Below are 23,169 nucleotides of genomic sequence, written 5' to 3' on the forward strand. Positions count from 1 at the left end.
AAGTATTGCAGTGATTGCGCCATTCCGGCGCGCTTAGCAAAAATCGGGATAAACACCAGGAAACATCTCATTCACGCAACATTTAATACTGATGTTTAACATTTACTGGCATTTTGCCCAGGTTAAGACCGCGAAAACAGATCGGAAAAGCACTTTTCTGCGCTAAAAGTGAGCAATATTTGCACTGTGACGGTGCGTTGGTAGAAGTGTAGTTGAATAGTTACTGGATGAAAGTATTTTAAATCAATGGATTAGAATGCGTACAGATTTTGAGGTTTAATCGCAAATTGCGATCTAAATCAAATTTAACAACTAAAGATAAAAAAATTATCGCCGAAATAACATAAGCCGAAAGAGTTAACAACCAGATAACCTGCACAGGACGCAATCATGTCTTCTCATCCCTACGTTAGTCAGCAAAATACACCGCTGGATGATGATATCACCCTCATGTCGACCACCGATTTACAAAGCTATATCACCCACGCGAACGATACTTTTGTCCAGGTCAGTGGCTATCAACTGAATGAATTGCTCGATAAGCCGCACAATCTGGTTCGTCATCCGGATATGCCAAAAGCGGCGTTTGCGGATATGTGGTACACCCTGAAACAGGGCGAGCCATGGAGCGGGATTGTGAAAAACCGGCGTAAGAATGGCGATCACTACTGGGTAAGGGCCAATGCGGTGCCGATGGTACGGGAAGGTCGTGTCACCGGATATATGTCGATTCGTACCCGGGCCACTGACGAGGAGATTGCGGCGGTAGAGCCTTTATATAAAGCGCTGAATGAAGGGCGTTGCAACCGACGTATCCATAAAGGACTGGTGGTACGCAAAGGCTGGCTGGGTAAACTCCCGGCGCTGCCGATTCGCTGGCGAGTGCGCAGCGTAATGGCAATTATGTTTATCGTACTGGCGGCCGCATTGCAGCAAATGGGCGCCGAATGGCCGTTACTGCTGATAAGCGCGCTGGTGATGATGTTGGGAACGGCTATTTTCGAATGGCAGATTGTGCGTCCTATTGAGAATGTCGCTCGTCAGGCGCTAAAAGTGGCGACCGGTGAACGAAACAGCGTGTCGCATCTTAACCGCAGTGATGAACTGGGCCTGATGCTGCGAGCGGTTGGGCAACTGGGGCTAATGTGCCGTTGGCTCATCCATGATGTCTCCAGTCAGGTGAGCTGTGTGCGCAGCGACAGCGAAACGCTGGCGAAAGGCAGCGATGATTTAAACAAGCATACGCAGCAGACCGTAGAGAACGTGCAGGAAACGGTGACCACTATGAATCAGATGGCGGCATCGGTGAAGCAAAACTCAGAGACCGCCGCCGCGGCCGACAAGCTCTCCATTGCAGCCAGCAGCGCGGCGACGCACGGCGGCGAGGCGATGGATACCGTCATCAAAACTATGGATGATATCGCCAACAGCACCCAGCGGATCGGCACCATTACCACGCTGATTAACGATATTGCTTTCCAGACTAATATTCTGGCCCTGAACGCCGCTGTTGAAGCCGCACGGGCGGGTGAGCAGGGGAAAGGGTTCGCCGTGGTGGCGGGAGAAGTGCGTCATCTTGCCAGCCGCAGCGCCAGTGCAGCCAATGATATCCGCAAGCTGATTGATGCCAGCGCCGATAAGGTGCAGTCCGGATCTGACCAGGTTCACGCCGCAGGGCGCACGATGGATGATATTGTGGCGCAGGTGCAAAACGTGACGCAGTTGATCGCCCAAATCAGTCACTCAACGCTGGAACAGTCAGATGGTCTTTCGAGCCTGACTCGCGCAGTGAATGAATTAAGCAATATTACGCAGAAAAACGCCGAGCTGGTTGAAGAGAGCGCCCAGATTTCCGCGATGGTGAAACATCGCGCTGGTCGTCTGGAAGATGCGGTTACGGTGCTGCATTAATATTAACGATAAAGGCGGAACGCAGGGTGAACGCGTTCCGCCTGCTCTGTAGATTAATCCAGTTGAGTAATATCCAGCGCAGCGCGATCGATAATACCGATGATTTTTTTGATCTGCGCATCGCTGGTATCACCATGATTGACCCGTAGGTCCAACACGGCTTTGAAGTTCTCCAGCGCGCGTTTCATCTGCGGGTTCTTGCGTAATTCAAAACCCACGCAGCGGGCTTTAATACGTTCGTGGATATGTTCCAGATGCTCACGGTTTTCATCCAGCCACTGCTGGCCCTGGGTTGTGATCGCAATCTGTTTACGCCCGCCTTCCTCGTCGCTGATGGTGATCAGCTCTTGATCCTGCAAGAAATCCAGCGTCGGATAGACGACGCCCGGGCTCGGGGTATAGTTGCCCTGAGTCAGGGTTTCAATCGCTTTAATCAGCTCATAGCCGTGGCTGGCGTCGCGGGTCAGGATATCCAGAATGACCAGGCGTAATTCTCCGTGACCAAAGAAGCGCTGGCGACGACCGCCGCCGCGACCGTGGCGGTGTCCACAACCCTGTTCGTGGTGATGTTCTTCACCTTTGCAGCAACCTGCATGGTGTTCGTTGTGGCGGCCTTCGTGGTGATGACCTTCACCCTTGCAGCAGCCTTCGTGTTGGTGCTCTGTATGCTTGCAGCAACCTTCATGATGGTTTTGCATCATCGTCTCCTGATGTATTTTAGATATATCTAATTTATATCTAAATATTGTTTTGGTGCAAGGCTATAAAATATTTTTTATTTAACTTGATGATTTTTATCTTTTTTAAAGGCGTGCGTTAGTCAGTTAATCAGAAGTCGACTATATCAAAAAAGTGCTTGCAATCTTGCTGATTAGCAATCATTATCATTTAAAAATTAATTTAGATATATCGTATTATCTTTCCGAAGGCGAAAAAATGACAAAAAACACCTCACGCTACCCGCAGCGCGTTCGCAATGAACTGCGTTTTCGGGAACTTACTGTCCTGCGCGTCGAACGTATTAGCGCGGGCTTTCAGCGCATTGTACTGGGCGGTGACGCTCTGGATGGTTTTAGCTCACACGGCTTTGATGACCATACCAAGGTCTTTTTCCCTGAACCGGGCAGCCACTTTGTGCCGCCGGTTGTCACCGATGAAGGTATTGTCTGGGCTGACGGCGTGCGTCCGATATCCCGTGATTACACGCCGTTGTATGACGAAGCACGCCATGAGCTGGCACTGGATTTCTATATTCATGACGGTGGCGTGGCAAGTACGTGGGCGATGAATGCCCGCGAGGGTGACAAGCTGACGGTAGGCGGACCGCGCGGTTCTTTGGTGGTGCCAGAAGACTACGCGTATCAGCTTTACGTGTGTGATGAATCGGGAATGCCTGCGCTGCGCCGACGCCTGGAGTCGCTCAGCCGTTTAGCGGTACGTCCGAACGTCACGGCGCTGGTAAGCGTGCAGGATGCCGCGTACCAGGACTATTTTGCCCATCTCGACGGATTTACTATTCAGTGGTTTATCGGCCATGACGAACAGGCGGTGAATGAACACTTATCGCAGCTAAGCGTACCTGCAGATGATTACTACATCTGGATTACCGGCGAAGGTAAGGTGGTCAAAAACCTGAGTGCTCGCTTTGAAAGCGAGGCGTTCGATCAGCAACTTGTTCGCGCAGCGGCTTACTGGCATCAGCGTCGTTAATCAGTAATTAGATGGCGGAACGCCAAACGCCTGGCGGAATGCGTAGCTAAATGCCGCGGTGCTTGAATACCCTACGTCGAGCGCCACGGCGGTCACGCTTTTATTTTTCTTCAGCATTAATACGGATTCCAGAATACGCATTTTTTGCTTCCAGACGCTGAAAGGCAATCCGGTTTCTTTTTTGAAATGGCGTGAAAAAGTACGGGCAGACATACCCAGATGCTGCGCCCAGTATTCAACCGAATGCTCCAGCGCCGGGGATTCTTGTATTGTTCGGCAAACTTTGGTTAATTCGCGATTCTGCGGCCAGGGTAATACAAAAGCGACTTCCGGAAGCTGCAGAATAATGTCGACCAGGACGCTAACCAGCTTGCCCTCTTTTGACTGGCTATCATAATGGCCCGAAATTAAATTCGTGGCGTAATGAATAAACTCTCTGGCGAAATCACTGATAGCCACCACTTTACATTCATTGATGCTCTCTTCAAGAAAGCTCGGTTTAATATCCAGATTCTCTAAATGCACATCATCCAATGCCCAAACCGCATGCTCCGTATGATTTGGGATCCAGATGCCATAATGCGCCGGGATTATCCAGCACTTGCCGGCAACATCAATACGCATACTGCCTTTGCGGGCGAAATGAAACTGCATAAAAGAGTGTGAATGCTGTGGAACATGATGATTGGCTTCCAGGACATAAGAGCGAAAGTAAACATCCTGCGGCAGTTCCGTCATGGAGTTATCCGGGAAGGAGTTCCACTGTTTTTGCACGAGAGTTTCCATAAATAGATCGTCAATGCTCCCGATGGTGTGTCCGCTGCTCGATAGATCTTGTCCGCGGATCATAATACATACACTCTTTTTTCCATAATAATCTTGCGTAAGAATTTTTAGCCCACCTTTGGTAAAAACCATGAACTCGCTTTGTTCAGATGCTGTCATCGTCAATGAAACAAATGATCACTGGACCCGAATGGGAAAAGAGCTGCTTTCGCAAGCAGATATCAGGATTAATGGCTCCCGTGCCTGGGACATTCAACTTCATCATGCCGGTTTCTTTAAACGGGTACTGCAACAAGGCTCGTTAGGGCTTGGCGAAAGCTATATGGAAGGCTGGTGGGACTGCGAGCGGCTCGATATTCTGTTCTGCAAAATCCTGAAAGCAAAACTTGACCAGCAGATGCCGGGTAACCTGAAAGATATTTTACGTATTGCCAGCGCACGCCTGTTTAATTTGCAGTCGCGGAGCCGCGCGTGGATTGTCGGCAAAGAACATTATGATATTGGTAACGATCTCTTTGCGCTGATGCTTGATCCGCATATGCAATATTCCTGCGCTTACTGGAAAGATGCGACCACATTAGACGATGCGCAAAATGCTAAATTAAAAATGATCTGTGAGAAGCTACAACTTAAACCGGGTATGCGTTTACTCGATATTGGTTGTGGCTGGGGTGGGCTGGCGGAATATGCGGCGCGTCATTATGGCGTGGCGGTGGAAGGCGTCACCATTTCTAAAGAGCAGCAAAAAATGGCGCAGCAGCGCTGTGAAGGACTGGACGTTAAGATTCTGCTGCAGGATTATCGCGACCTCGATAAACACTACGATCGCATTGTCTCGGTGGGGATGTTTGAACACGTCGGGCCAAAAAACTACGACACCTATTTCAGCATCGCCGACCGTTGTTTAAAACCGGACGGACTGTTCCTGCTACATACCATTGGTAGCAATAAAAAAGGGATGAGCGTCGATCCGTGGATCAATAAATACATTTTCCCGAACGGCTGCTTACCGGCGATCTCCCATATTGCCGAAGCCAGCGAATCACGGTTTGTGATGGAAGACTGGCATAACTTTGGCAGCGATTACGATAAAACGCTGATGGCGTGGCACGAGCGCTTTAATCAAGCATGGCCGGAGCTGTCATCACGTTATTCCGCCACCTTCAGAAGAATGTTTAACTACTATTTATGCGCCTGCGCCGGGGCTTTCCGCGCCAGAGATATTGAACTTTGGCAGGTGCTGTTTAGTCGCGGCGTAGAGGGCGGGATCCGCGTGTATCGTTAACGTTCTGCCTGATAAGCGAAGCGCCATCAGGCAGTAAATACCTGAGAAGCGCTCCTTGTTACATCTTAGCCCAGCTCACTCTCTGCCAGCGCTTTAAACACCATCGCTACGGCGTGCGCGCCGGGGTCCATATTTCCGAGCAGGCTTTCGCTGCTCAGATACGATGCGCGACCCGCATTGGCTTTGCTCGACAAACAGGTTCGTTCGGCTCCCGCTTGCGCGGCGTCGAATGCGGCCTGCAGATTTTTCGGCTGTGCGAGCAGCGAGGTCAGGGCCGGTTGCAGCGCATCAATCATTGTGCGATCGCCTTCGTCTGCGCCGCCGTAGAACTTCATCTGCGCCAGCCCCGTATTTAACGCTTCGACAACGTTAGCGCCCTGTTCCAGTTTCTGCCCGGCGGCGGTAAAGAAGATTGACATCAGCACACCGCTGGAACCGCCCATCACCACGGTCAGACGTTCGCCAATCAGCGCGAACAGCGTGGCAAGGTTATCCAGCGGCAGTTGCTGGCGATTCAGCATGCTGGCAATTTCACGCGCGCCGGCGGCAAAGGTCGAACCGGTATCGCCATCGCCGACTTTGGCGTCCAGCGCATTCAGATGAGTCTCCAGATCGGAAAGGGTTGCGGTGACCAGCTCCACAATCCCGGCCACCAGGGCGTTTGCCGAAGGCTGGAATTCCACGCAGGCGCTACGCTGAGATGACGCTACACAGGTGATTTCACGCGGTGGGACCGGCGTCGGCCAGTTGCTGGTTTCCACTTCGGTGAGCAGTGCTTTTTCGATGCTCTCTTCCAGCACGATGGCCGTCAGTGAGAAGCCTTTCATATCCAGCGCGGTGACCAGCGAGGCCGGGCCAATTAGCCAGTCGATACGCGAGTGCAGCGGGCTGCTGGCGAGTTCGCGGGTGATGATGGCCATTTCGGCCACGGAAACGCCGCCAAGGTTATTAACCATCACCGCCAGACGACCGGTTTCAGGCAGGGCGGCCAGCAGTTTATCCACCATCAGGTTCACCACTTGCGCACTGTTTTGGGTGTCGATAACCGATGCGCCTGGTTCACCGTGAATGCCCATACCCAGCTCCGCATGACCCGGATGATGACGAGGGGCTGCGTCGGTTTCTTGCGGCAAATGACAGCTGGAAAGGGCTACGCCCAGACTAAAGGTGTTGCTGGCTGCGTATTGCGCTTCACGCAGGACGGTGGCGAGGTTATAGCCGCGTTCGGCAAAATAGCCTGCGATTTTATGCACCAGGATAGTTCCTGCAATGCCACGTGGGTGTTTGTTATCCGGCAGGGAGATGTCGTCGCCGACAATCAGCATTTCAACGTTATAGCCAAGGCGACGCGCCTTCTCGGCGGCGAGACCGAAATTAAGACGGTCACCGGTGTAGTTTTTCACAATCAACAAACAGCCAGCCTCACCGGTCACCGCCTGAATCGCGGTCAGTACTGCATCCACGCTCGGGGAGGCGAAAACATCGCCGCAGACCGCAGCGGTTAGCATGCCTTTACCGATAAACCCAACGTGCGCGGGTTCGTGTCCCGAACCGCCGCCGGAAATGACCGCTACGTTATTTTTATTAAGGTCACGACGGACCACGATGCGAATGGCCGGATCGCTTTCCAGACGCGCCAGGTTATTCCATGGGCTGGCGATAATCGCCCCGTCGATGACGTCGCTCACAAGATGGGTGCGTTGGTTAAAAAAGAATTGAGACATAACGGCTCCTCGAGGTTGAGTGAAAGACAAACCCCCGAATGTAGGATCATGGTGCGGAGGCAATGAAGAGATTCTGGCGAAGTCAGCGTGGAAAAAAACAACGCTAAAATGAGTTTCATTACGGAACGTTGATGCTGTTTTTTGTTCCGAAATGAAACTTAAAAAAGCGGGGAATGATCATAATGCGAGCTCGCTCGACTTTTTTCTCCTGCGATCAGCGCCGCTCATACGGCGAAGCCAGCCTTTTTTTGCCGGTTTTAATATAACTGCATGAGTAAAACAGGAACTGAGCTTCGTGTTTGCTGGAGATTTGGGGGTAAATGAACGGATCGGGATCGCAAACCTTATCATTTTTGTGGATAAGCGTTCCAGAATGGAACGTGCATCGTTTTTATCTGTTTCATATCAGAACAAAATGACGAAAGATTTTTTTGTTCACGCCTCGCCATACAGTTATTGCATCGCTCCGGTACCTCCTGTTTTTGCCGACAGCAACAGGCCAAACAGGTTAACGCCAGGGCTCACCATGTAAAAACATGTACTTATTTGAGGATGAAAGGAATGCTAAAAGTTATTCAATCTCCAGCCAAATATCTCCAGGGCCCTGACGCTTCCACCTTATTTGGTCAATACGCTAAAAATCTGGCGGACAGCTTTTTCGTGATTGCGGATGACTTCGTGATGAAGCTGGCGGGAGAGAAGGTACTCAATGGCCTGCACAGCCACGACATTAGCTGCCACGCGGAACGCTTCAACGGTGAATGCAGCCATATTGAAATTAATCGCCTGATTGCCATTCTGAAACAGCACGGTTGCCGCGGCGTGGTTGGGATTGGCGGCGGGAAAACGTTGGATACCGCCAAAGCGATTGGTTACTACCAGAAGCTACCGGTGGTGGTGATCCCGACTATCGCCTCTACCGATGCGCCAACCAGCGCGCTGTCCGTTATCTATACCGAAGCCGGTGAGTTTGAAGAGTATCTGATCTACCCGAAAAACCCGGATATGGTGGTGATGGACACCGCAATCATTGCCAAAGCGCCGGTACGTCTGCTGGTGGCCGGGATGGGCGATGCGCTCTCAACCTGGTTTGAAGCGAAAGCCTGTTATGACGCCAGAGCGACCAGCATGGCGGGCGGACAGTCCACCGTAGCGGCGCTGAGCCTGGCGCGCCTGTGCTATGATACCCTGCTGGCGGAAGGCGAAAAGGCACGCTTTGCCGCGCAGGCTGGCGTGGTGACTGATGCGCTGGAGCGTATTGTCGAAGCGAACACTTACCTCAGCGGCATCGGCTTTGAAAGCAGTGGTCTTGCAGGGGCGCATGCTATCCACAACGGTTTTACGATTCTGGAAGAGTGTCACCATTTGTACCACGGTGAAAAAGTCGCCTTTGGTACGCTGGCGCAGCTGGTGCTGCAAAACAGCCCGATGGAAGAGATCGAAACCGTGCTGAATTTCTGTCAGAAAGTAGGCCTGCCGGTAACGTTAGCGGAAATGGGCGTAAAAGACGACATTGACGGCAAGATCATGGCCGTGGCCAAAGCGACCTGCGCAGAAGGTGAAACCATCCACAACATGCCGTTCCCGGTGACGCCTGAGAGCGTACATGCCGCGATACTGACGGCAGACCTGCTGGGACAGCAGTGGCTGGCGCGTTAATCAGTCGTCGGTAAGTTTTTATCCGGCATCTTCTCCCCCCTCTGACAGTCTCTGCCGGAGGGGTTGTCTATGGTAAAACAGCGGAAAGGGATATGACGACGCACACTCAGGACATTGGGAAGGAAGTCTCTTCGGTCATTGCCCAGTCATGGCATCGTTGCAGCAAGTTTATGCAGCGGGAAACCTGGCAGGCGCCGCATCAGGCGCAGGGCCTGACCTTTGAGTCGATCTGTCGTCGCAAAACGGCGCTGCTGACGATTGCTCAGGCCGCGCTGGAAGATGCCTGGGAGTTTATGGACGGCCGTCCGTGCGCGCTGCTAATTCTGGATGAATCGGCCTGTATTCTCAGCCGTTGCGGCGATCCGCAGACGGTGGAGCAACTGGCGGAGCTCGGTTTTCGCGACGGCAGTTACTGTGCGGAAAGCATTATTGGCAGTTGCGCGTTGTCGCTGGCGACGATGCCGGGGCAGCCGACAAAAACCTCTGGCGATCAGCACTTTAAACAGGCGTTGCATCCGTGGTCGTTCTGCTCTACGCCAGTATTCGATAACCATGGTCGACTGTTTGGCTCCATCTCGCTGTGCTGTCTGGTAGAGCATGAGTGCGTTTCTGATTTATCCCTGACGCTGGCGATTGCCAGAGAAGTCGGCAACTCATTGCTGACTGACAGCCTGCTGGCTGAATCCAACCGCCATCTGAACCAGATGTACGGGCTGCTGGAGAGTATGGATGATGGCGTGATGGCCTGGAACGAACAGGGCGTATTGCAGTTCCTCAATGCGCGCGCGGCGCTGCTTTTGCATCTCGACGCGCAGGCCAGCCAGGGGAAGAATATTAACGACCTGCTCAATCTCCCCATGCTGCTGCGTCGGGCGATCAAACATGCCCGCGGCCTGAATCATGTCGAAGTCACCTTTGAAAGCCAGCACCAGTTTGTTGATGCCGTCATCACCCTGAAACCGATTGTTGAAGAGCAGGGCAACAGCTTTATCCTGCTGCTGCATCCGGTGGAGCAAATGCGTCAACTGATGACCAGCCAGCTCGGCAAGGTGAGCCACACCTTTGAGCAGATGTCGACAGACGATCCAGAAACCCGACGTTTGATCCACTTTGGTCGTCAGGCGGCGAGGGGAAGTTTCCCGATCCTGCTGTGCGGGGAAGAGGGCGTCGGTAAAGAGCTACTGAGTCAGGCCATTCACAATGAAAGCGAACGCGCCAGCGGGCCGTATATCGCCGTGAACTGCCAGCTGTATGCCAACAGCGTACTGGGGCAGGATTTTATGGGCAGTGCGCCCACTGATGATGAAAACGGTCGGCTGAGCCGTCTTGAACTGGCGAACGGCGGCACGCTGTTTCTTGAAAAAATTGAATATCTGGCGCCGGAGTTACAATCCGCGCTGCTGCAGGTGATCAAGCAAGGCGTTTTAACCCGCCTGGATGCCCGGCGGCTGATTCCGGTGGATGTCAAAGTGATCGCCACCACCACGGTTGATCTCGCGAATCTGGTGGAGCAAAACCGCTTTAGCCGTCAGTTGTATTACGCGCTGCACTCTTTTGAGATCGTTATCCCGCCGCTGCGGGCGCGGCGTAACAGTATTCCATCGCTGATTTATACGCGGTTGAATAGCCTGAAAAAACGCTTTTCATCCAGCCTGAAGATCGACGACGACGCGTTGGCACAACTGGTGGCCTATTCGTGGCCGGGTAATGATTTTGAGCTGAACAGCATTATTGAAAATATCGCCATCAGCAGTGATAACGGCCATATTCGGCTGAGCAATCTGCCGGATTATCTGTTTGCCGAACGCCCGGGTCTGGAGACGGCATCTTCACTGCTGCCCGCCAGCCTGACCTTTACCGCCATCGAGAAAGAGGCGATTATCCATGCCGCCCGCGTGACCAGTGGGCGTGTTCAGGAGATGTCGCAACTGCTGAATATTGGTCGCACCACCCTGTGGCGTAAGATGAAGCAGTACGACATTGATGCCAGCCAGTTTAAGCGCAAACATCTGGAGTAGTTTCTTCGATTCTGGCCATCGAGAACAGCGCATCCGACAGTCGGTTGATATAACGCCTGGCCTCATCGCGTAACGTCAGCGTTCTGCCCATCGCGATGAGGATCCGCTCCAGCCGACGCGTCAGGGTTCGCGCAACGTGCAGCTGTGCCGATGCCAGATTTTTCCCCGGAATAACAAACTCTTTGAGCGGGCCGCTTTGCGCCATATTGCGGTCAATAAGCTGCTCCAGCGCCTGAATATCCTCTTCGCCAATACGCTGTTTTAAGCGTGTGAGTCCTTTCTGATCGCTGGCGAGTTCCGCCCCCAGTACGAACAGCATCTTCTGCATAGCGTGCAGTTCCTGGCGTAGCTCGGCCTGGCGCGTGCTGGCATAGCAGACGCCAAGCTGGGAAATCAGTTCATCCACCGTGCCGTAGGCCTCAACGCGGATGTCGTCTTTATCGATACGGCTGCCGCCAAACAGCGCGGTCGTGCCGTTATCACCGGTTCGGGTATAGATGCGGTACATTTATTTTATCTCGCTGAAGGGAAGAACTTTAACCAGTTGACCGGCATTGGCGCCGAGCGTGCGGATCTGTGCTGTCCCGGCGCGGGTATGCCCGCAGACCAGCGCCCGATCCTCGGGCAACTGGGCATGGGTTAAGGCAATATCACCGGTGGCGTTGAGACCGAGACCCACGCGCAGCGTCGAACTTTTGGCCGCCAGTTTGCCGAGCGCCAGCGCGCAGTCATGATCGTCGCAACAGATTGCCCGGCAGGGAACGCCTTGCTCTTCCAGCCCCCAGCACAACTCGTCAAGCACGCGAGTACCCTGCCAGCGTGAGTGATAAAACAGGTGTACGCCCGGTGATGAAAGTAACATTGCGCCCCCTGCGTTATCAGAATGCCTGACGGAAGATCTCGGCAATTTCTTTCTCGTTCCCTTTGCGCGGGTTGGAGAAGGCGTTGCCGTCCTTCAGCGCCATTTCCGCCATATACGGGAAATCGGCTTCTTTGACGCCCAGATCGCGCAGATGCTGCGGAATACCGATGTCGGCGGAGAGGCGGGCAATAGCATGAATGGCCAGCTCGGCGGCATCCATGGTGGAGAGTCCGTCCGTGTTCTCGCCCATAAACTCTGCGATGTCGGCAAATTTTTCCGGGTTAGCGATCAGGTTATAGCGTGCCACGTGCGGCAGCAGTACGGCATTCGCCACGCCGTGCGGCATGTCGTAAAGACCGCCAAGCTGATGCGCCATCGCGTGAACGTAGCCGAGGTTGGCGTTGTTGAAGGCCATACCCGCCAGCAGGGAGGCGTAGGCCATGTTCTCGCGAGCTTTCAGGTTGCTGCCCAGCGCCACGGCCTGACGCAAGTTACGGGCGATTAGGCGGATCGCCTGGATAGCGGCAGCGTCGGTGACCGGGTTGGCATCTTTGGAAATGTAGGCTTCCACGGCGTGGGTCAGGGCGTCCATCCCGGTGGCCGCAGTCAGTGGAGCTGGTTTGCCGAGCATCAGCAGCGGATCGTTAATAGAGACCGACGGCAGGTTGCGCCAGCTGACAATCACAAACTTCACTTTGGTTTTGGTATTGGTCAGCACGCAGTGGCGGGTGACTTCGCTGGCGGTACCGGCGGTGGTATTCACCGCAACGATCGGCGGCAGCGGGTTGGTCAGGGTTTCAATCCCGGCATAGCTGTAGAGATCCCCTTCGTGAGTCGCCGCGATACCGATGCCTTTACCGCAATCATGCGGGCTACCGCCGCCAACGGTAACGATGATGTCGCAATGCTCTTTCCGAAAGACCTCCAGGCCGTCGCGCACGTTGGTGTCTTTGGGGTTTGGCTCAACGCCGTCAAAAACCACGACGTCAATACCGGCTTCACGCAGATGTGTGAGGGTTTTATCTACCGCGCCGTCTTTAATCGCCCGCAGACCTTTATCAGTGACCAGCAGCGCTTTTTTACCGCCCAACAGTTTGCAGCGTTCGCCGACCACGGAAATAGCATTGGGGCCAAAGAAGTTCACATTTGGCACCAGGTAATCAAACATACGATAGCTCATAATATACCTTCTTAGATTTAAATTATAATTCAGAGAAACAATTCAATGCGGTTTCTGCTAATAATCTGTCTTGTTCGACGGTACCGCCACTTACGCCAACGGCACCGATTACTTTGCCGTTTAATATGACAGGTAAACCGCCGCCAAAAATAACAATTCGTTGTTGATTGGTGAGCTGCAAGCCATATAGAGAGGCACCTGGTTGTACCGCATCGGTAATTTCATGGGTACCCTGTCGCAGGCAGCAGGCGGTATAAGCTTTATTAAGAGAGATATCACAGCTGGTGACAAACGCGTCGTCCATACGTTGCATTAGCAGCGTGTTCCCGCCGTGATCCACCACGGAAAACACCACCGGAACGTTGATTTCAAGCGCTTTAGCCTCGACGGCCTGCGCCATTTTCTTTGCAGCCGCCAGCGTAATGGTGGCGATTTGTTGGCTCTTATTCACAGTCTCTCCTGAAAAGGTTGTAGGGCTGAGGTCACGAAAATATCGCGCAACAGCTATTTTTATCATTGGCTTTATCTTATTTTCTCGCCCCGCGTTATTAAGTCAATAGGGTGGGAATTTCAAAAATATTACGTTCAGTTTCCTGTTGTGGCGTTTATTGATAATGATCATTTAACCTCGTCACAATTCACGGCGAATATTCCTGAGCCGCGTTTCAATATGAAACGATGGGTTTTTATTACGTACCAAATTGGAACGAAATTAATTTTATTTTTTTATTGTCCTGCTGATTTAGAGTTCGGCTATTGCTGATGAAAGGCGAATGCCGGGTGTTGTGTCCCCGGCAATACGGCCCGGCGTCCCTATTTTTTATCTTTTGAGTCCATAAACTATGAGAAGATCAAAACGATTCGAAGTGCTTGCCCAGCGGCCTGTAAATCAGGATGGGCTAATTGGCGAATGGCCTAAAGAGGGGCTGATCGCAATGGAAAGCCCTTACGATCCGGCTTCGTCGGTGAAGGTGGAAAATGGTCGTATTGTTGAGCTGGACGGCAAGAGCCGCGCCGAGTTCGACATGATTGACCGGTTCATTGCCGATTACGCGATTAACGTGCCCGAGGCCGAGCGCGCCATGCAGCTCGACGCGCTGGAGATCGCCAGAATGCTGGTGGATATCCACGTCAGTCGGGAAGAGATCATTGCCATTACGACTGCCATCACCCCGGCGAAAGCGGTGGAGGTGATGGCGCAAATGAACGTGGTGGAGATGATGATGGCGCTGCAAAAAATGCGCGCCAGACGCACCCCCTCCAATCAGTGCCACGTGACCAACCTGAAAGATAACCCGGTACAGATTGCTGCCGACGCTGCTGAAGCGGGGATCCGTGGCTTTTCCGAACAGGAAACAACGGTCGGGATCGCCCGCTATGCGCCGTTTAACGCCCTGGCGCTGCTGGTGGGGTCCCAATGCGGTCGCCCCGGCGTGCTGACGCAATGCTCCGTTGAAGAGGCCACGGAGCTGGAACTGGGAATGCGCGGGCTAACCAGCTACGCCGAAACGGTGTCGGTATATGGCACGGAGTCGGTGTTTACCGATGGCGATGATACGCCGTGGTCAAAAGCGTTTCTTGCCTCGGCGTATGCTTCTCGTGGTCTGAAGATGCGCTACACCTCCGGCACCGGCTCGGAAGCGCTGATGGGCTATTCCGAAAGTAAATCGATGCTTTATCTGGAGTCGCGTTGCATTTTTATCACCAAAGGCGCGGGCGTACAGGGGTTACAAAACGGCGCGGTCAGCTGTATCGGCATGACCGGCGCTGTGCCGTCGGGGATTCGCGCGGTGCTGGCGGAAAACCTGATTGCCTCGATGCTCGACCTTGAAGTGGCCTCCGCCAATGACCAGACCTTTTCCCACTCCGATATTCGTCGTACTGCCCGCACCCTGATGCAGATGCTGCCGGGCACCGACTTTATCTTCTCCGGCTATAGCGCGGTACCGAACTACGACAACATGTTTGCCGGGTCGAACTTCGACGCTGAAGACTTCGATGATTACAACATTCTGCAACGCGATCTGATGGTTGACGGGGGCCTGCGTCCGGTCACGGAAGAGGAGACAATCGCCATCCGCAATAAGGCCGCGCGCGCCATTCAGGCGGTGTTCCGCGAACTGGGCCTGCCGCTGATTAGCGATGAAGAGGTGGAGGCCGCCACTTACGCTCACGGCAGCAAAGATATGCCCGCGCGCAATGTGGTGGAAGATTTGGCTGCCGTGGAAGAGATGATGAAGCGCAATATCACCGGGCTGGATATCGTCGGCGCGTTGAGTTCCAGCGGCTTCGAAGACATCGCCAGCAATATCCTCAACATGCTGAGGCAGCGTGTTACTGGTGATTACCTGCAAACGTCGGCCATTCTGGATCGTCAGTTCGACGTCGTCAGCGCCGTTAATGACATCAACGATTATCAGGGACCCGGCACCGGCTATCGCATCTCTGCCGAACGTTGGGCGGAAATTAAAAATATTGCGGGCGTGGTTCAGCCCGGCTCGATCGAATAAGGCGGTACACAGTGGAATGCACAACTGAACGTAAGCCGGTTTTCACCTTGCAGGTGAGCGAAGGCGAGGCGGCTAAAGCGGACGAACGCGTGGATGAAGTCGTGATAGGCGTCGGCCCGGCCTTTGATAAGTATCAGCACAAAACATTGATTGATATGCCGCACAAAGCGATTTTGAAAGAGCTGGTTGCCGGCATTGAAGAAGAGGGGCTGCATGCACGGGTGGTGAGGATTCTGCGCACTTCTGATGTTTCATTTATGGCATGGGATGCGGCAAATCTCAGCGGTTCTGGCATCGGGATTGGTATCCAGTCGAAAGGAACCACAGTGATTCATCAGCGCGATCTGCTGCCTCTGAGCAACCTTGAGCTGTTCTCTCAGGCTCCGCTGCTGACGCTGGAAACCTATCGCCAGATTGGTAAAAACGCCGCACGCTATGCACGTAAAGAGTCGCCTTCGCCAGTGCCAGTGGTTAATGACCAGATGGTACGACCCAAATTTATGGCCAAGGCCGCGCTGTTTCATATCAAAGAAACCAAACACGTGGTGCAGGATGCTGCGCCTGTCACGCTGCATATTGCACTCGTAAGGGAATGACCATGAACGACAACATCATGACCGCGCAGGATTATCCATTAGCGACCCGCTGCCCGGAGAAAATCCAGACTCCTACCGGCAAACCGCTAACCGAGATTACCCTTGAGAATGTGCTGGCGGGCCGCGTAGGTCCGCAGGATGTGCGTATTTCTCAGCAAACGCTGGAGTACCAGGCGCAGATTGCCGAACAGATGCAGCGTCACGCCGTGGCGCGTAATTTCCGTCGTGCGGCGGAGCTTATAGCAATCCCGGATGCCCGTATTCTTGAAATTTACAACGCGCTGCGGCCGTTTCGTTCTTCGTTCGCCGAGCTTCAGGCCATTGCCGATGAACTGGAACATACCTGGCATGCCACGGTGAACGCCGGGTTTGTCCGCGAGTCGGCAGAGGTGTATCTGCAGAGAAACAAGCTGCGTAAAGGCAGCCAGTGACGGAGGTTATATGCCGTTAATTGCAGGGATTGATATCGGCAACGCCACCACCGAAGTGGCGTTGGCGCAGCATGGCCGGTTTATCGCCAGCGGGATTGTCGCCACGACCGGTATGAAAGGTACACGGGACAATATTGCCGGGGTGGTGGCCTCCCTGCAGCAGGCGCTGAATAACACCCCGTGGTCGCTTCAGGACGTGGCGAAAATCTGCATCAACGAGGCGGCACCGGTGATTGGCGATGTGGCGATGGAAACTATCACTGAAACCATCATTACCGAATCAACAATGATTGGGCATAACCCGCAAACGCCCGGCGGCGTTGGCGTGGGAATGGGAACTACCATCGCCGTGGAGAAGCTGGCGGCGTTGAGTGAAGATCGGTTTGCCCAGGGCTGGATCCCACTGGTCGGTGAGGAGAGGGATTTCCTCGAGGCGGTTTGGTTTATCAATGAGGCGCTGGATCGCGGGGTCAACGTGGTAGCGGCGATCCTGAAAAAAGATGATGGCGTGCTGGTGAACAATCGCCTGCGTCGAACAATGCCGGTGGTAGATGAAGTCACCCTGCTGGAGAAGGTGCCGGAAGGTGTGCTGGCGGCGGTGGAAGTGGCAGCCCCAGGACAGGTGGTGCGTGTGCTGTCGAATCCTTACGGCATCGCGACCTTCTTTACCCTGACGCCCGAGGAAACGCAAACTATCGTCCCCATCGCCAGAGCGCTAATTGGCAACCGTTCCGCCGTGGTGCTGAAAACCCCGCAGGGTGATGTGCGCTCAAGGGTGATCCCGGCGGGTAAGATCTTTATCCGCGGCGAAAAGCGTGGCGGTGAAGCCGACGTAGCGCAAGGCGCACAGGCCATTATGCAGGCGATGAGCACCTGTGCGCCCGTGTGCGATATTCGTGGTGAAGCAGGTACGCATGCAGGTGGCATGCTGGAGCGGGTGCGTAAGGTGATGGCCTCGCTGACCGGTCACGACATGCACGCGGTGTATATTCAGGATCTGTTGGCGGTGGATACGTTTATTCCCCGCAAGGTGCAGGGCGGTATTGCCGGGGAGTGTTCAATGGAGAACGCCGTTGGCATTGCGGCGATGGTGAAATCCGATCGCTTACAGATGCAGGCCATCGCCAGTGAGCTGAGCGTCCGGTTAAACATCCCGGTTGAAGTCGGCGGCGTGGAGGCCAACATGGCTGTCGCCGGTGCGTTAACAACGCCCGGATGTGCTGCACCGCTGGCGATCCTCGATTTAGGCGCAGGCTCCACCGATGCCGCCATTATCAATAGCGATGGCGTAGTGAAAGCGGTCCATCTGGCTGGCGCGGGGAATATGGTCAGCCTGTTGATTCAAACCGAGCTGGGCTTAAGCGATCCGTTTCTGGCGGAGGAAATTAAAAAATACCCGCTGGCAAAAGTGGAGAGCCTGTTCAGCATTCGTCACGAGAACGGCGCGGTGGAGTTTTTTCGCGAACCGCTCAGTCCGTCAGTGTTTGCCAAAGTCGTTTATCTGAAAGACGGCGAGCTGATCCCAGTAGATAACCAGACCTCGCTGGAAAAAATTCGGTTGGTGCGCCGACAGGCCAAAGAGAAAGTTTTTGTGACCAACTGCCTGCGCGCTTTACGCCAGGTGTCACCCGGCGGCTCTATTCGCGATATGACTTTTGTGGTGCTGGTGGGCGGCTCCTCGCTGGATTTCGAAATCCCGCAGATGATCACCGACGCGCTGGCGCATTACGGCGTGGTTGCCGGACAGGGCAACATCCGTGGTACCGAAGGGCCGCGTAATGCGGTAGCGACCGGGCTGGTTTTGGCCGGGATAGCGAATTAATCGTGCAGAAAACAGCCGCCGCAAGCGTTTAGCTGCGGGGTAAATCAAATAAAGGTGATGTTCTCTTTGATATCCCGGCGGAGTTGGGTACATAGTATAAATGTGTCTCTCACGTGGTTAATTTTAAGGATAAGAGCATGCCAACAGCAATTGAGAAAGCATTGGATTTTATTGGTGGTATGAACACTTCGGCGTCAGTACCCCATTCAATGGATGAAAGTACCGCTAAGGGAATCTTAAAGTATTTGCATGACTTAGGTGTGCCAGCAAGTCCGGAAGCTGTGATGGCACGGGGTGAGCAGGAGGGATGGAATCCCGAGTTCACGAAAAAAGTGGCCGGATGGGCAGAAAAAGTGGCCTCCGGTAACCGCATCCTTATCAAGAACCCAGAGTATTTTTCAACCTATATGCAGGAGCAGCTCAAAGAGCTAGTTTGAGCTGACTATCGAATCAAACTCTAACGGACGTTTCCATCTCTGGATGGCGACGTCCAGAGGGGGGACAGTGACCAGCTTGTTGCTGGACAGAGGCATCCCGTAATATATCTTCAGGCCCCGCCTGCCGTATTCTTCCCGGCTCTTATTTCACATTCTGGTGCGAACAGATATTGATTTGTTCCAGCAGGAATCCTTTTGGCTCGTGCCAACATCTACGGAAGAACTCCCAAAAAAAAGGACCTGCGATTTCTCGCAAGTCCTTGAATCTTGGTGGCCCCTGCTGGACTTGAACCAGCGACCAAGCGATTATGAGTCATAAAATTGGTATGTTTTTAATTGTTCGTCATTGTCTCTATTTGTATTTTTAATTATCTATAATCAATCAGTTATGAAGTTATTTTTGTTTCTGATTGGTTCTCTCATTTCCCCATTGTACTATCCTTACCTGACCCATTACCTGACCCAAAATGGGCATTGGGTCAGGTAACGCTTATCCTCAGAAAGGTAACCTCATGGCCGCTAATCTTACCGAGACTGCTATACGTGGATTGAAGACAAAAAGTACGTCGTACTACGTGTGGAGCAACAGTGCTCAACGTGGCACCGGCAGGCTTGGCGTTAAGGTTCAGCCTTCAGGCAGCAAAGTTTTTTATTTCCGTTATTACGTTGAGAAAGGGAAGAAAGAGAAGTTCATCCAGTTGGGCATCTGGCCTGAGATGAAGCTGGTGACGGCCAATGAGTTGGCGAAAAAGTATGGAGCCTGGCTTGTTGAAGGAAAAGAGCCCCAACAAGAGCTTGAGCAACAACGCCTGGCCGAAGAGCACCTTATGCAGATCCATCGCTCTCAAGGATCGTTTGATGAGCTGGTGCATGGCTACGTTAACAAGATGAAGCTCGACAATAAGCGGACCTGGGCTGATGTCCTGAAGCGTCTTGAAAAAGAGTGCTACACGGTTATCCCTCGAGAAACCAAAGCGAAAGATGTAACACCTCTGCAGATCAAAACCATCCTCTCAGGCATTATCCAGCGTGATGCGGTGGTGCATGCTAACCGGATTCGCTCGTATCTGATGGCAGCATTTAACTACGGCTTAAAAGCCGATAACGATCCGATGAATACCAGTGTGGGTATTACGTTCGGTCTTGAAGTAAATCCGGTATCGGCCATACCGAAACAGTCTTCGGCGGAAAAAGTGGGTGATACATGGTTAACGCTGGAAGAGCTACGTTTTGTCATGGAGCAGTTCGCTCAGGCAACTAACGTTGGGCCACTGATGCAGCACCTAATCCGCTTCTGTGTTTATGCTGGCGGGCAGCGTCCGTTTGAAATGATTGCCAGCCAGTGGAGCGCGATTGACTGGCAGCAAAAGACGCTCCTGGTAATTGCCGATGTATCGAAAAACAAACGGGAGCACCTGATCCCGCTGACTGAATCGGCATTAAGTGAATTAGCCTCAGTGAAAGAACTGACTAAGGAAAGTAACAGCCCCTATATCTTCCCGCTCTCGACCAACGGCGAACGACCGGTGCGTACCGATAGTCTGGCGCGTTCCATTATGTATTTTCGGGCCTTTAATCCCGAGTTTAAAGTTTTTACAGCACGAGATTTACGCCGCACTTGTAAAACGCTGATGGGGGAGGCGGGGATCAGCAAAGAGATCCGCGATCGTATCCAGAATCACGCTCTGAATGACGTCAGCTCGAAACACTATGACCGTTATGATTACTTGCCTGAAAAGCGCAGGGCGCTTGAGATTTGGGAAGATAGGGTCAACAACTATCAGCGACAGCAGGAAAACAACGTTGTGAACTTGTTTGGACGGAGGTAAGAGCTTGGCAAAATATGAGCTTAATTCAGCAGAAGAGCGGTATCAGCCGGGCTCTGGAGACCTGGTGCTGGCTAATAAGTTAGGGATCACTGATGAAGAGGAAATGGAGGCTCTGGAATCTGGCCTGTTGCTGATGCTTTATGAACTGCTATTTATCGAAGGTCAGCCGCCAACGGCGCTGGCTTTTGACCATATCAGTGGCTGGCATCGTCAATGGCTGGGGAACGTGTACGACTGGGCGGGGAGATTGCGTAATGCCAATTTAACTAAGGACGGTTTCCAGTTTGCTGCTGCCGACAGGATTCCGCTTCTTCTTGATGGTTTCGAGAAGCAATTTCTTTCTCGGTCTGGTGAACTGAAATCCCTAGCTCGCCCGGAGCTGGTTAGTTATCTGGCTGAATGCCACGTGGAGTTTATTTTGATCCACCCATTCAGAGAAGGTAACGGGCGTCTGTCGCGGCTACTTTGCGATGCACTGTCGGTTATGGCGGGGAAGGGCTTACTGGATTACAGCCTGTGGGATGAGCACAAGGCGTTTTACTTCAAGGCAATACAGGCAGGTGTATCAGGGAACTACAGCCCTATGAAGCAACTTGTGAGCGACATCTTGCCAGATTAACGGGCGAGGCCAACGGCTTTCGCCTGTGCCTGGTTTTTTTTGAGTTGCTGCTCAATTTTTTGCACAGAAGCACCCGTTTCGATCGCGGTTGAGCTGGCAACGGCGCGGTAGATTTGAGTCTTGGTGATCTGACTATATGCTGTTTTTTTTGTCATGGTGAAAGCCTCGTTTTGTTGCTCTGATTCTAGTGTGGATAGGGACTGCCCGCAAGGCTGGTATCAAGTGAGATAGCACGGTAAATGCCTGCATCGTTCACAGAGTAGCGCTGTACATAACTCGATTTGAGATGATGAAAAAACTGACTTGTCATTAAATAGCTTTTAAACTCATTGCGTTACCTTGATACAATCCGTTGTAATTGATAGGGTCAATTCATTGGTGGCGATAAATGACAAGTAACTCTGATTTTTTTGATGCTTCTGATCTGTTTAATATATCTGAACAATTCGATATCCCTGATATTTTTTGTCGTGCTGGCGAGTTCTCGAAAAAATTTAATGTGAGCCTGGAAGATATTATATCTATATGGCTGGATGATAAAATAAGTCTTTATGTTAATCTTCGTTCAGAATACTGCCGAATAATTCGTTATGCGAATAAAAAAGAACATCGTTATGATACATTTGATATCAGAGCTGGAGGGGACTTTTATCAACATGAGAGCAGCTCTCAGTTTACAGTAAGAACATTTATACCTTGTGACCAGTCTGAAATAAATGAGTATCCAGTTTTTAGCGGTAGTTCATTTTTTAAATATGCCTATGATGGGTATGCCTGCGGCTTTTGGAAAATCAAACCTACCAAAATGACCCACTTGGTAAGAGATAATTATAACCTTAGGAATGCGAATGATGTTTGGGGGAGTATTCCTAGTGAGGTTATAGTGTATGGACGTGATGACAATGATCATCTAATTTTTAATAAGGATGATTTAATTTCTCACTCTGACTTGCAGATTGATAGCGCCAGCTATAAAAAACTTCTTAAATTAACTGCACCTCAAAGCAATGAGTTTGTTGCAATGGAGAGAAGTTACATTCAAAATGTTATTGTCATTCTTCTAATTAATAAATATTGTAAATCAAATAATGACAAGCTTTTGTTTTTAACCGCAGCGGATATATTGAATTTTTACAGGGAAAAACATTGCAAAGAAATTAAAAAAATAAGCCGCTCAAGCATCTCTCGATGGTTTAATGAGTTTACAAATGATGATGGTACTTTATCTGTTAAAATGAAAAATGGACGGTGGTCTTCTGAAAAAGACGAAGTTATATATCTGGTTGCTAAGGAGCACTGTTGGGATGAAAATCCTGATGTGATTCTGGAATTGCTAGTCAGCTCATTGTTAGATGAAGTTGAAAAATTAAATTTCCCTGGGGAAATTACTGGGTCACAATTAAAACACTATCTAAAAGATATCAAGTTACTTTCTGCTCAATAAGGTGCTCAATAAGGTGTTCATTGCGTGATAATGAAGTGAGCACCTATCTTCTTTATATTTTTATCTGAATCGTACAAACTGCTTCCACCAAAACAAAGGAGGCAATATGAATACAAAATCTATCATTCCAACCCCTGAACAACGACTGCAAATTCTGCATGTCTACGGTGAGAAAGGTGACCGTCTGGTGCGTGAAAAAGAGCGACAGTATATCACTTCGATTTCTCGCTCGACAGCCTGGAAGCTCGAAAAGGCTGGGAGGTTTCCTCAACGCAAATCACTTGGAGCTAAGTCGTGCGGGTGGTTGCTTAGCGATCTACTCTACTGGATTAATGAACGCTAAGAA

General features: G+C 51.9%; 22 protein-coding genes. 14 read left to right on the top strand and 8 right to left on the bottom strand.

The window, feature by feature from the left end; translation table 11 throughout:
- Window positions 1-390 precede the first annotated feature (390 nt).
- Entirely contained in the window at window positions 391-1,911 is a 1,521-nt protein-coding gene (locus HV037_RS03225) for a PAS domain-containing methyl-accepting chemotaxis protein (protein ID WP_016154592.1), read from the top strand.
- Between the two features lie 53 nt (window positions 1,912-1,964).
- Here HV037_RS03225 and HV037_RS03230 read toward each other — a convergent pair whose 3' ends face one another.
- The gene (locus tag HV037_RS03230; RefSeq protein ID WP_170973919.1) at window positions 1,965-2,612 is read right to left on the bottom strand and encodes a PadR family transcriptional regulator; all 648 of its coding nucleotides are present in this window, start codon (window positions 2,610-2,612) and stop codon (window positions 1,965-1,967) included.
- A gap of 235 nt (window positions 2,613-2,847) precedes the next feature.
- On the opposite strand from HV037_RS03230, the gene HV037_RS03235 reads away from it, so the two are divergent.
- Window positions 2,848-3,621 carry a siderophore-interacting protein gene (locus HV037_RS03235; RefSeq protein ID WP_088583066.1) on the top strand — a complete coding sequence of 258 codons (774 nt, stop codon included), beginning with the start codon at window positions 2,848-2,850 and terminating at the stop codon, window positions 3,619-3,621.
- On the opposite strand, the gene HV037_RS03240 is transcribed toward HV037_RS03235, so the two are convergent.
- Window positions 3,622-4,470, bottom strand: a complete 849-nt coding sequence (locus HV037_RS03240) for a helix-turn-helix transcriptional regulator (protein WP_103284476.1) — start codon at window positions 4,468-4,470, stop codon at window positions 3,622-3,624. It lies immediately after the preceding gene.
- Between the two features lie 67 nt (window positions 4,471-4,537).
- On the opposite strand from HV037_RS03240, the gene cfa reads away from it, so the two are divergent.
- Entirely contained in the window at window positions 4,538-5,692 is a 1,155-nt protein-coding gene (gene cfa, locus HV037_RS03245) for a cyclopropane fatty acyl phospholipid synthase (protein WP_049040238.1), read from the top strand.
- A gap of 65 nt (window positions 5,693-5,757) precedes the next feature.
- On the opposite strand, the gene HV037_RS03250 is transcribed toward cfa, so the two are convergent.
- Entirely contained in the window at window positions 5,758-7,416 is a 1,659-nt protein-coding gene (locus HV037_RS03250) for a glycerone kinase (RefSeq protein WP_103284258.1), read from the bottom strand.
- A gap of 561 nt (window positions 7,417-7,977) precedes the next feature.
- Here HV037_RS03250 and HV037_RS03255 point away from each other — a divergent pair.
- Entirely contained in the window at window positions 7,978-9,075 is a 1,098-nt protein-coding gene (locus HV037_RS03255) for a glycerol dehydrogenase (protein ID WP_016154586.1), read from the top strand.
- Window positions 9,076-9,167: 92 nt separating this feature from the next.
- Window positions 9,168-11,093 carry a dihydroxyacetone kinase operon transcriptional regulator DhaR gene (gene dhaR / locus HV037_RS03260; RefSeq protein ID WP_016154585.1) on the top strand — a complete coding sequence of 642 codons (1,926 nt, stop codon included), beginning with the start codon at window positions 9,168-9,170 and terminating at the stop codon, window positions 11,091-11,093.
- On the opposite strand, the gene HV037_RS03265 is transcribed toward dhaR, so the two are convergent.
- The 4 genes from HV037_RS03265 to HV037_RS03280 are packed head-to-tail and all read right to left on the bottom strand — an operon-like array spanning window position 11,071 to window position 13,586.
- Window positions 11,071-11,601 carry a cob(I)yrinic acid a,c-diamide adenosyltransferase gene (locus HV037_RS03265; protein WP_016157513.1) on the bottom strand — a complete coding sequence of 177 codons (531 nt, stop codon included), beginning with the start codon at window positions 11,599-11,601 and terminating at the stop codon, window positions 11,071-11,073. The two genes, dhaR and HV037_RS03265, sit on opposite strands and share 23 nt — an antisense overlap.
- Complete coding sequence (locus HV037_RS03270) at window positions 11,602-11,955, bottom strand: glycerol dehydratase reactivase beta/small subunit family protein (RefSeq protein ID WP_019077738.1); 354 nt, start codon at window positions 11,953-11,955, stop codon at window positions 11,602-11,604.
- A 16-nt stretch (window positions 11,956-11,971) separates the two neighbouring features.
- A complete protein-coding gene (gene dhaT / locus HV037_RS03275; RefSeq protein ID WP_016157511.1) occupies window positions 11,972-13,135 on the bottom strand; it encodes a 1,3-propanediol dehydrogenase in 1,164 nt (387 codons plus the stop codon).
- Window positions 13,136-13,157: 22 nt separating this feature from the next.
- Entirely contained in the window at window positions 13,158-13,586 is a 429-nt protein-coding gene (locus tag HV037_RS03280; RefSeq protein ID WP_019077737.1) for a heme-binding protein, read from the bottom strand.
- Between the two features lie 391 nt (window positions 13,587-13,977).
- On the opposite strand from HV037_RS03280, the gene HV037_RS03285 reads away from it, so the two are divergent.
- From HV037_RS03285 to HV037_RS03315, 7 genes are all read left to right on the top strand, one after another.
- The gene (locus HV037_RS03285; protein ID WP_181500177.1) at window positions 13,978-15,645 is read left to right on the top strand and encodes a propanediol/glycerol family dehydratase large subunit; all 1,668 of its coding nucleotides are present in this window, start codon (window positions 13,978-13,980) and stop codon (window positions 15,643-15,645) included.
- An 11-nt stretch (window positions 15,646-15,656) separates the two neighbouring features.
- Window positions 15,657-16,241: a propanediol/glycerol family dehydratase medium subunit gene (locus HV037_RS03290; RefSeq protein ID WP_016154579.1), complete on the top strand. Its 585-nt coding sequence runs from the start codon at window positions 15,657-15,659 to the stop codon at window positions 16,239-16,241.
- 2 nt (window positions 16,242-16,243) lie between these two features.
- On the top strand, window positions 16,244-16,672 hold the full coding sequence (locus tag HV037_RS03295; RefSeq protein ID WP_047358662.1) for a diol dehydratase small subunit: 429 nt from the start codon (window positions 16,244-16,246) through the stop codon (window positions 16,670-16,672).
- Window positions 16,673-16,682: 10 nt separating this feature from the next.
- Complete coding sequence (locus HV037_RS03300; protein WP_019077734.1) at window positions 16,683-18,494, top strand: diol dehydratase reactivase subunit alpha; 1,812 nt, start codon at window positions 16,683-16,685, stop codon at window positions 18,492-18,494.
- 113 nt (window positions 18,495-18,607) lie between these two features.
- Complete coding sequence (locus HV037_RS03305; protein ID WP_071524484.1) at window positions 18,608-18,931, top strand: DUF1889 family protein; 324 nt, start codon at window positions 18,608-18,610, stop codon at window positions 18,929-18,931.
- Window positions 18,932-19,443: 512 nt separating this feature from the next.
- Window positions 19,444-20,760, top strand: a complete 1,317-nt coding sequence (locus HV037_RS03310) for a site-specific integrase (RefSeq protein WP_106105420.1) — start codon at window positions 19,444-19,446, stop codon at window positions 20,758-20,760.
- A 4-nt stretch (window positions 20,761-20,764) separates the two neighbouring features.
- Entirely contained in the window at window positions 20,765-21,379 is a 615-nt protein-coding gene (locus HV037_RS03315; protein ID WP_181544015.1) for a Fic family protein, read from the top strand.
- Here the strand turns inward: HV037_RS03315 and HV037_RS03320 are convergent.
- Window positions 21,376-21,534, bottom strand: coding sequence for a hypothetical protein (locus HV037_RS03320; protein WP_106105421.1), 159 nt, complete (start codon window positions 21,532-21,534; stop codon window positions 21,376-21,378). The genes HV037_RS03315 and HV037_RS03320 overlap by 4 nt on opposite strands.
- A gap of 233 nt (window positions 21,535-21,767) precedes the next feature.
- Here HV037_RS03320 and HV037_RS03325 point away from each other — a divergent pair, with 233 nt between their 5' ends.
- Window positions 21,768-22,823 carry a hypothetical protein gene (locus HV037_RS03325; protein ID WP_106105422.1) on the top strand — a complete coding sequence of 352 codons (1,056 nt, stop codon included), beginning with the start codon at window positions 21,768-21,770 and terminating at the stop codon, window positions 22,821-22,823.
- Window positions 22,824-22,929: 106 nt separating this feature from the next.
- The gene (locus HV037_RS03330; protein ID WP_106105423.1) at window positions 22,930-23,166 is read left to right on the top strand and encodes an AlpA family phage regulatory protein; all 237 of its coding nucleotides are present in this window, start codon (window positions 22,930-22,932) and stop codon (window positions 23,164-23,166) included.
- The last annotated feature ends 3 nt before the right edge of the window (window positions 23,167-23,169 follow it).

This window comes from Citrobacter sp. RHBSTW-00017 (genome assembly GCF_013797615.1).
In the GTDB taxonomy this organism is placed as follows: Bacteria; Pseudomonadota; Gammaproteobacteria; order Enterobacterales; family Enterobacteriaceae; genus Citrobacter; species Citrobacter braakii.

Bases quoted from the DNA above. Each gene is read 5' to 3' on its own strand.
- dhaT (WP_016157511.1), bottom strand. From the start codon at position 13,135: ATGAGCTATCGTATGTTTGATTACCTGGTGCCAAATGTGAACTTCTTT.
- HV037_RS03300 (WP_019077734.1), top strand. From the start codon at position 16,683: ATGCCGTTAATTGCAGGGATTGATATCGGCAACGCCACCACCGAAGTG.
- HV037_RS03240 (WP_103284476.1), bottom strand. From the start codon at position 4,470: ATGATCCGCGGACAAGATCTATCGAGCAGCGGACACACCATCGGGAGC.
- HV037_RS03320 (WP_106105421.1), bottom strand. From the start codon at position 21,534: ATGACAAAAAAAACAGCATATAGTCAGATCACCAAGACTCAAATCTAC.
- HV037_RS03310 (WP_106105420.1), top strand. From the start codon at position 19,444: ATGGCCGCTAATCTTACCGAGACTGCTATACGTGGATTGAAGACAAAA.
- HV037_RS03330 (WP_106105423.1), top strand. From the start codon at position 22,930: ATGAATACAAAATCTATCATTCCAACCCCTGAACAACGACTGCAAATT.
- HV037_RS03270 (WP_019077738.1), bottom strand. From the start codon at position 11,955: ATGTTACTTTCATCACCGGGCGTACACCTGTTTTATCACTCACGCTGG.
- HV037_RS03265 (WP_016157513.1), bottom strand. From the start codon at position 11,601: ATGTACCGCATCTATACCCGAACCGGTGATAACGGCACGACCGCGCTG.
- dhaR (WP_016154585.1), top strand. From the start codon at position 9,168: ATGACGACGCACACTCAGGACATTGGGAAGGAAGTCTCTTCGGTCATT.
- HV037_RS03325 (WP_106105422.1), top strand. From the start codon at position 21,768: ATGACAAGTAACTCTGATTTTTTTGATGCTTCTGATCTGTTTAATATA.
- HV037_RS03285 (WP_181500177.1), top strand. From the start codon at position 13,978: ATGAGAAGATCAAAACGATTCGAAGTGCTTGCCCAGCGGCCTGTAAAT.
- HV037_RS03225 (WP_016154592.1), top strand. From the start codon at position 391: ATGTCTTCTCATCCCTACGTTAGTCAGCAAAATACACCGCTGGATGAT.
- HV037_RS03255 (WP_016154586.1), top strand. From the start codon at position 7,978: ATGCTAAAAGTTATTCAATCTCCAGCCAAATATCTCCAGGGCCCTGAC.
- HV037_RS03230 (WP_170973919.1), bottom strand. From the start codon at position 2,612: ATGATGCAAAACCATCATGAAGGTTGCTGCAAGCATACAGAGCACCAA.
- cfa (WP_049040238.1), top strand. From the start codon at position 4,538: ATGAACTCGCTTTGTTCAGATGCTGTCATCGTCAATGAAACAAATGAT.
- HV037_RS03250 (WP_103284258.1), bottom strand. From the start codon at position 7,416: ATGTCTCAATTCTTTTTTAACCAACGCACCCATCTTGTGAGCGACGTC.
- HV037_RS03235 (WP_088583066.1), top strand. From the start codon at position 2,848: ATGACAAAAAACACCTCACGCTACCCGCAGCGCGTTCGCAATGAACTG.
- HV037_RS03295 (WP_047358662.1), top strand. From the start codon at position 16,244: ATGAACGACAACATCATGACCGCGCAGGATTATCCATTAGCGACCCGC.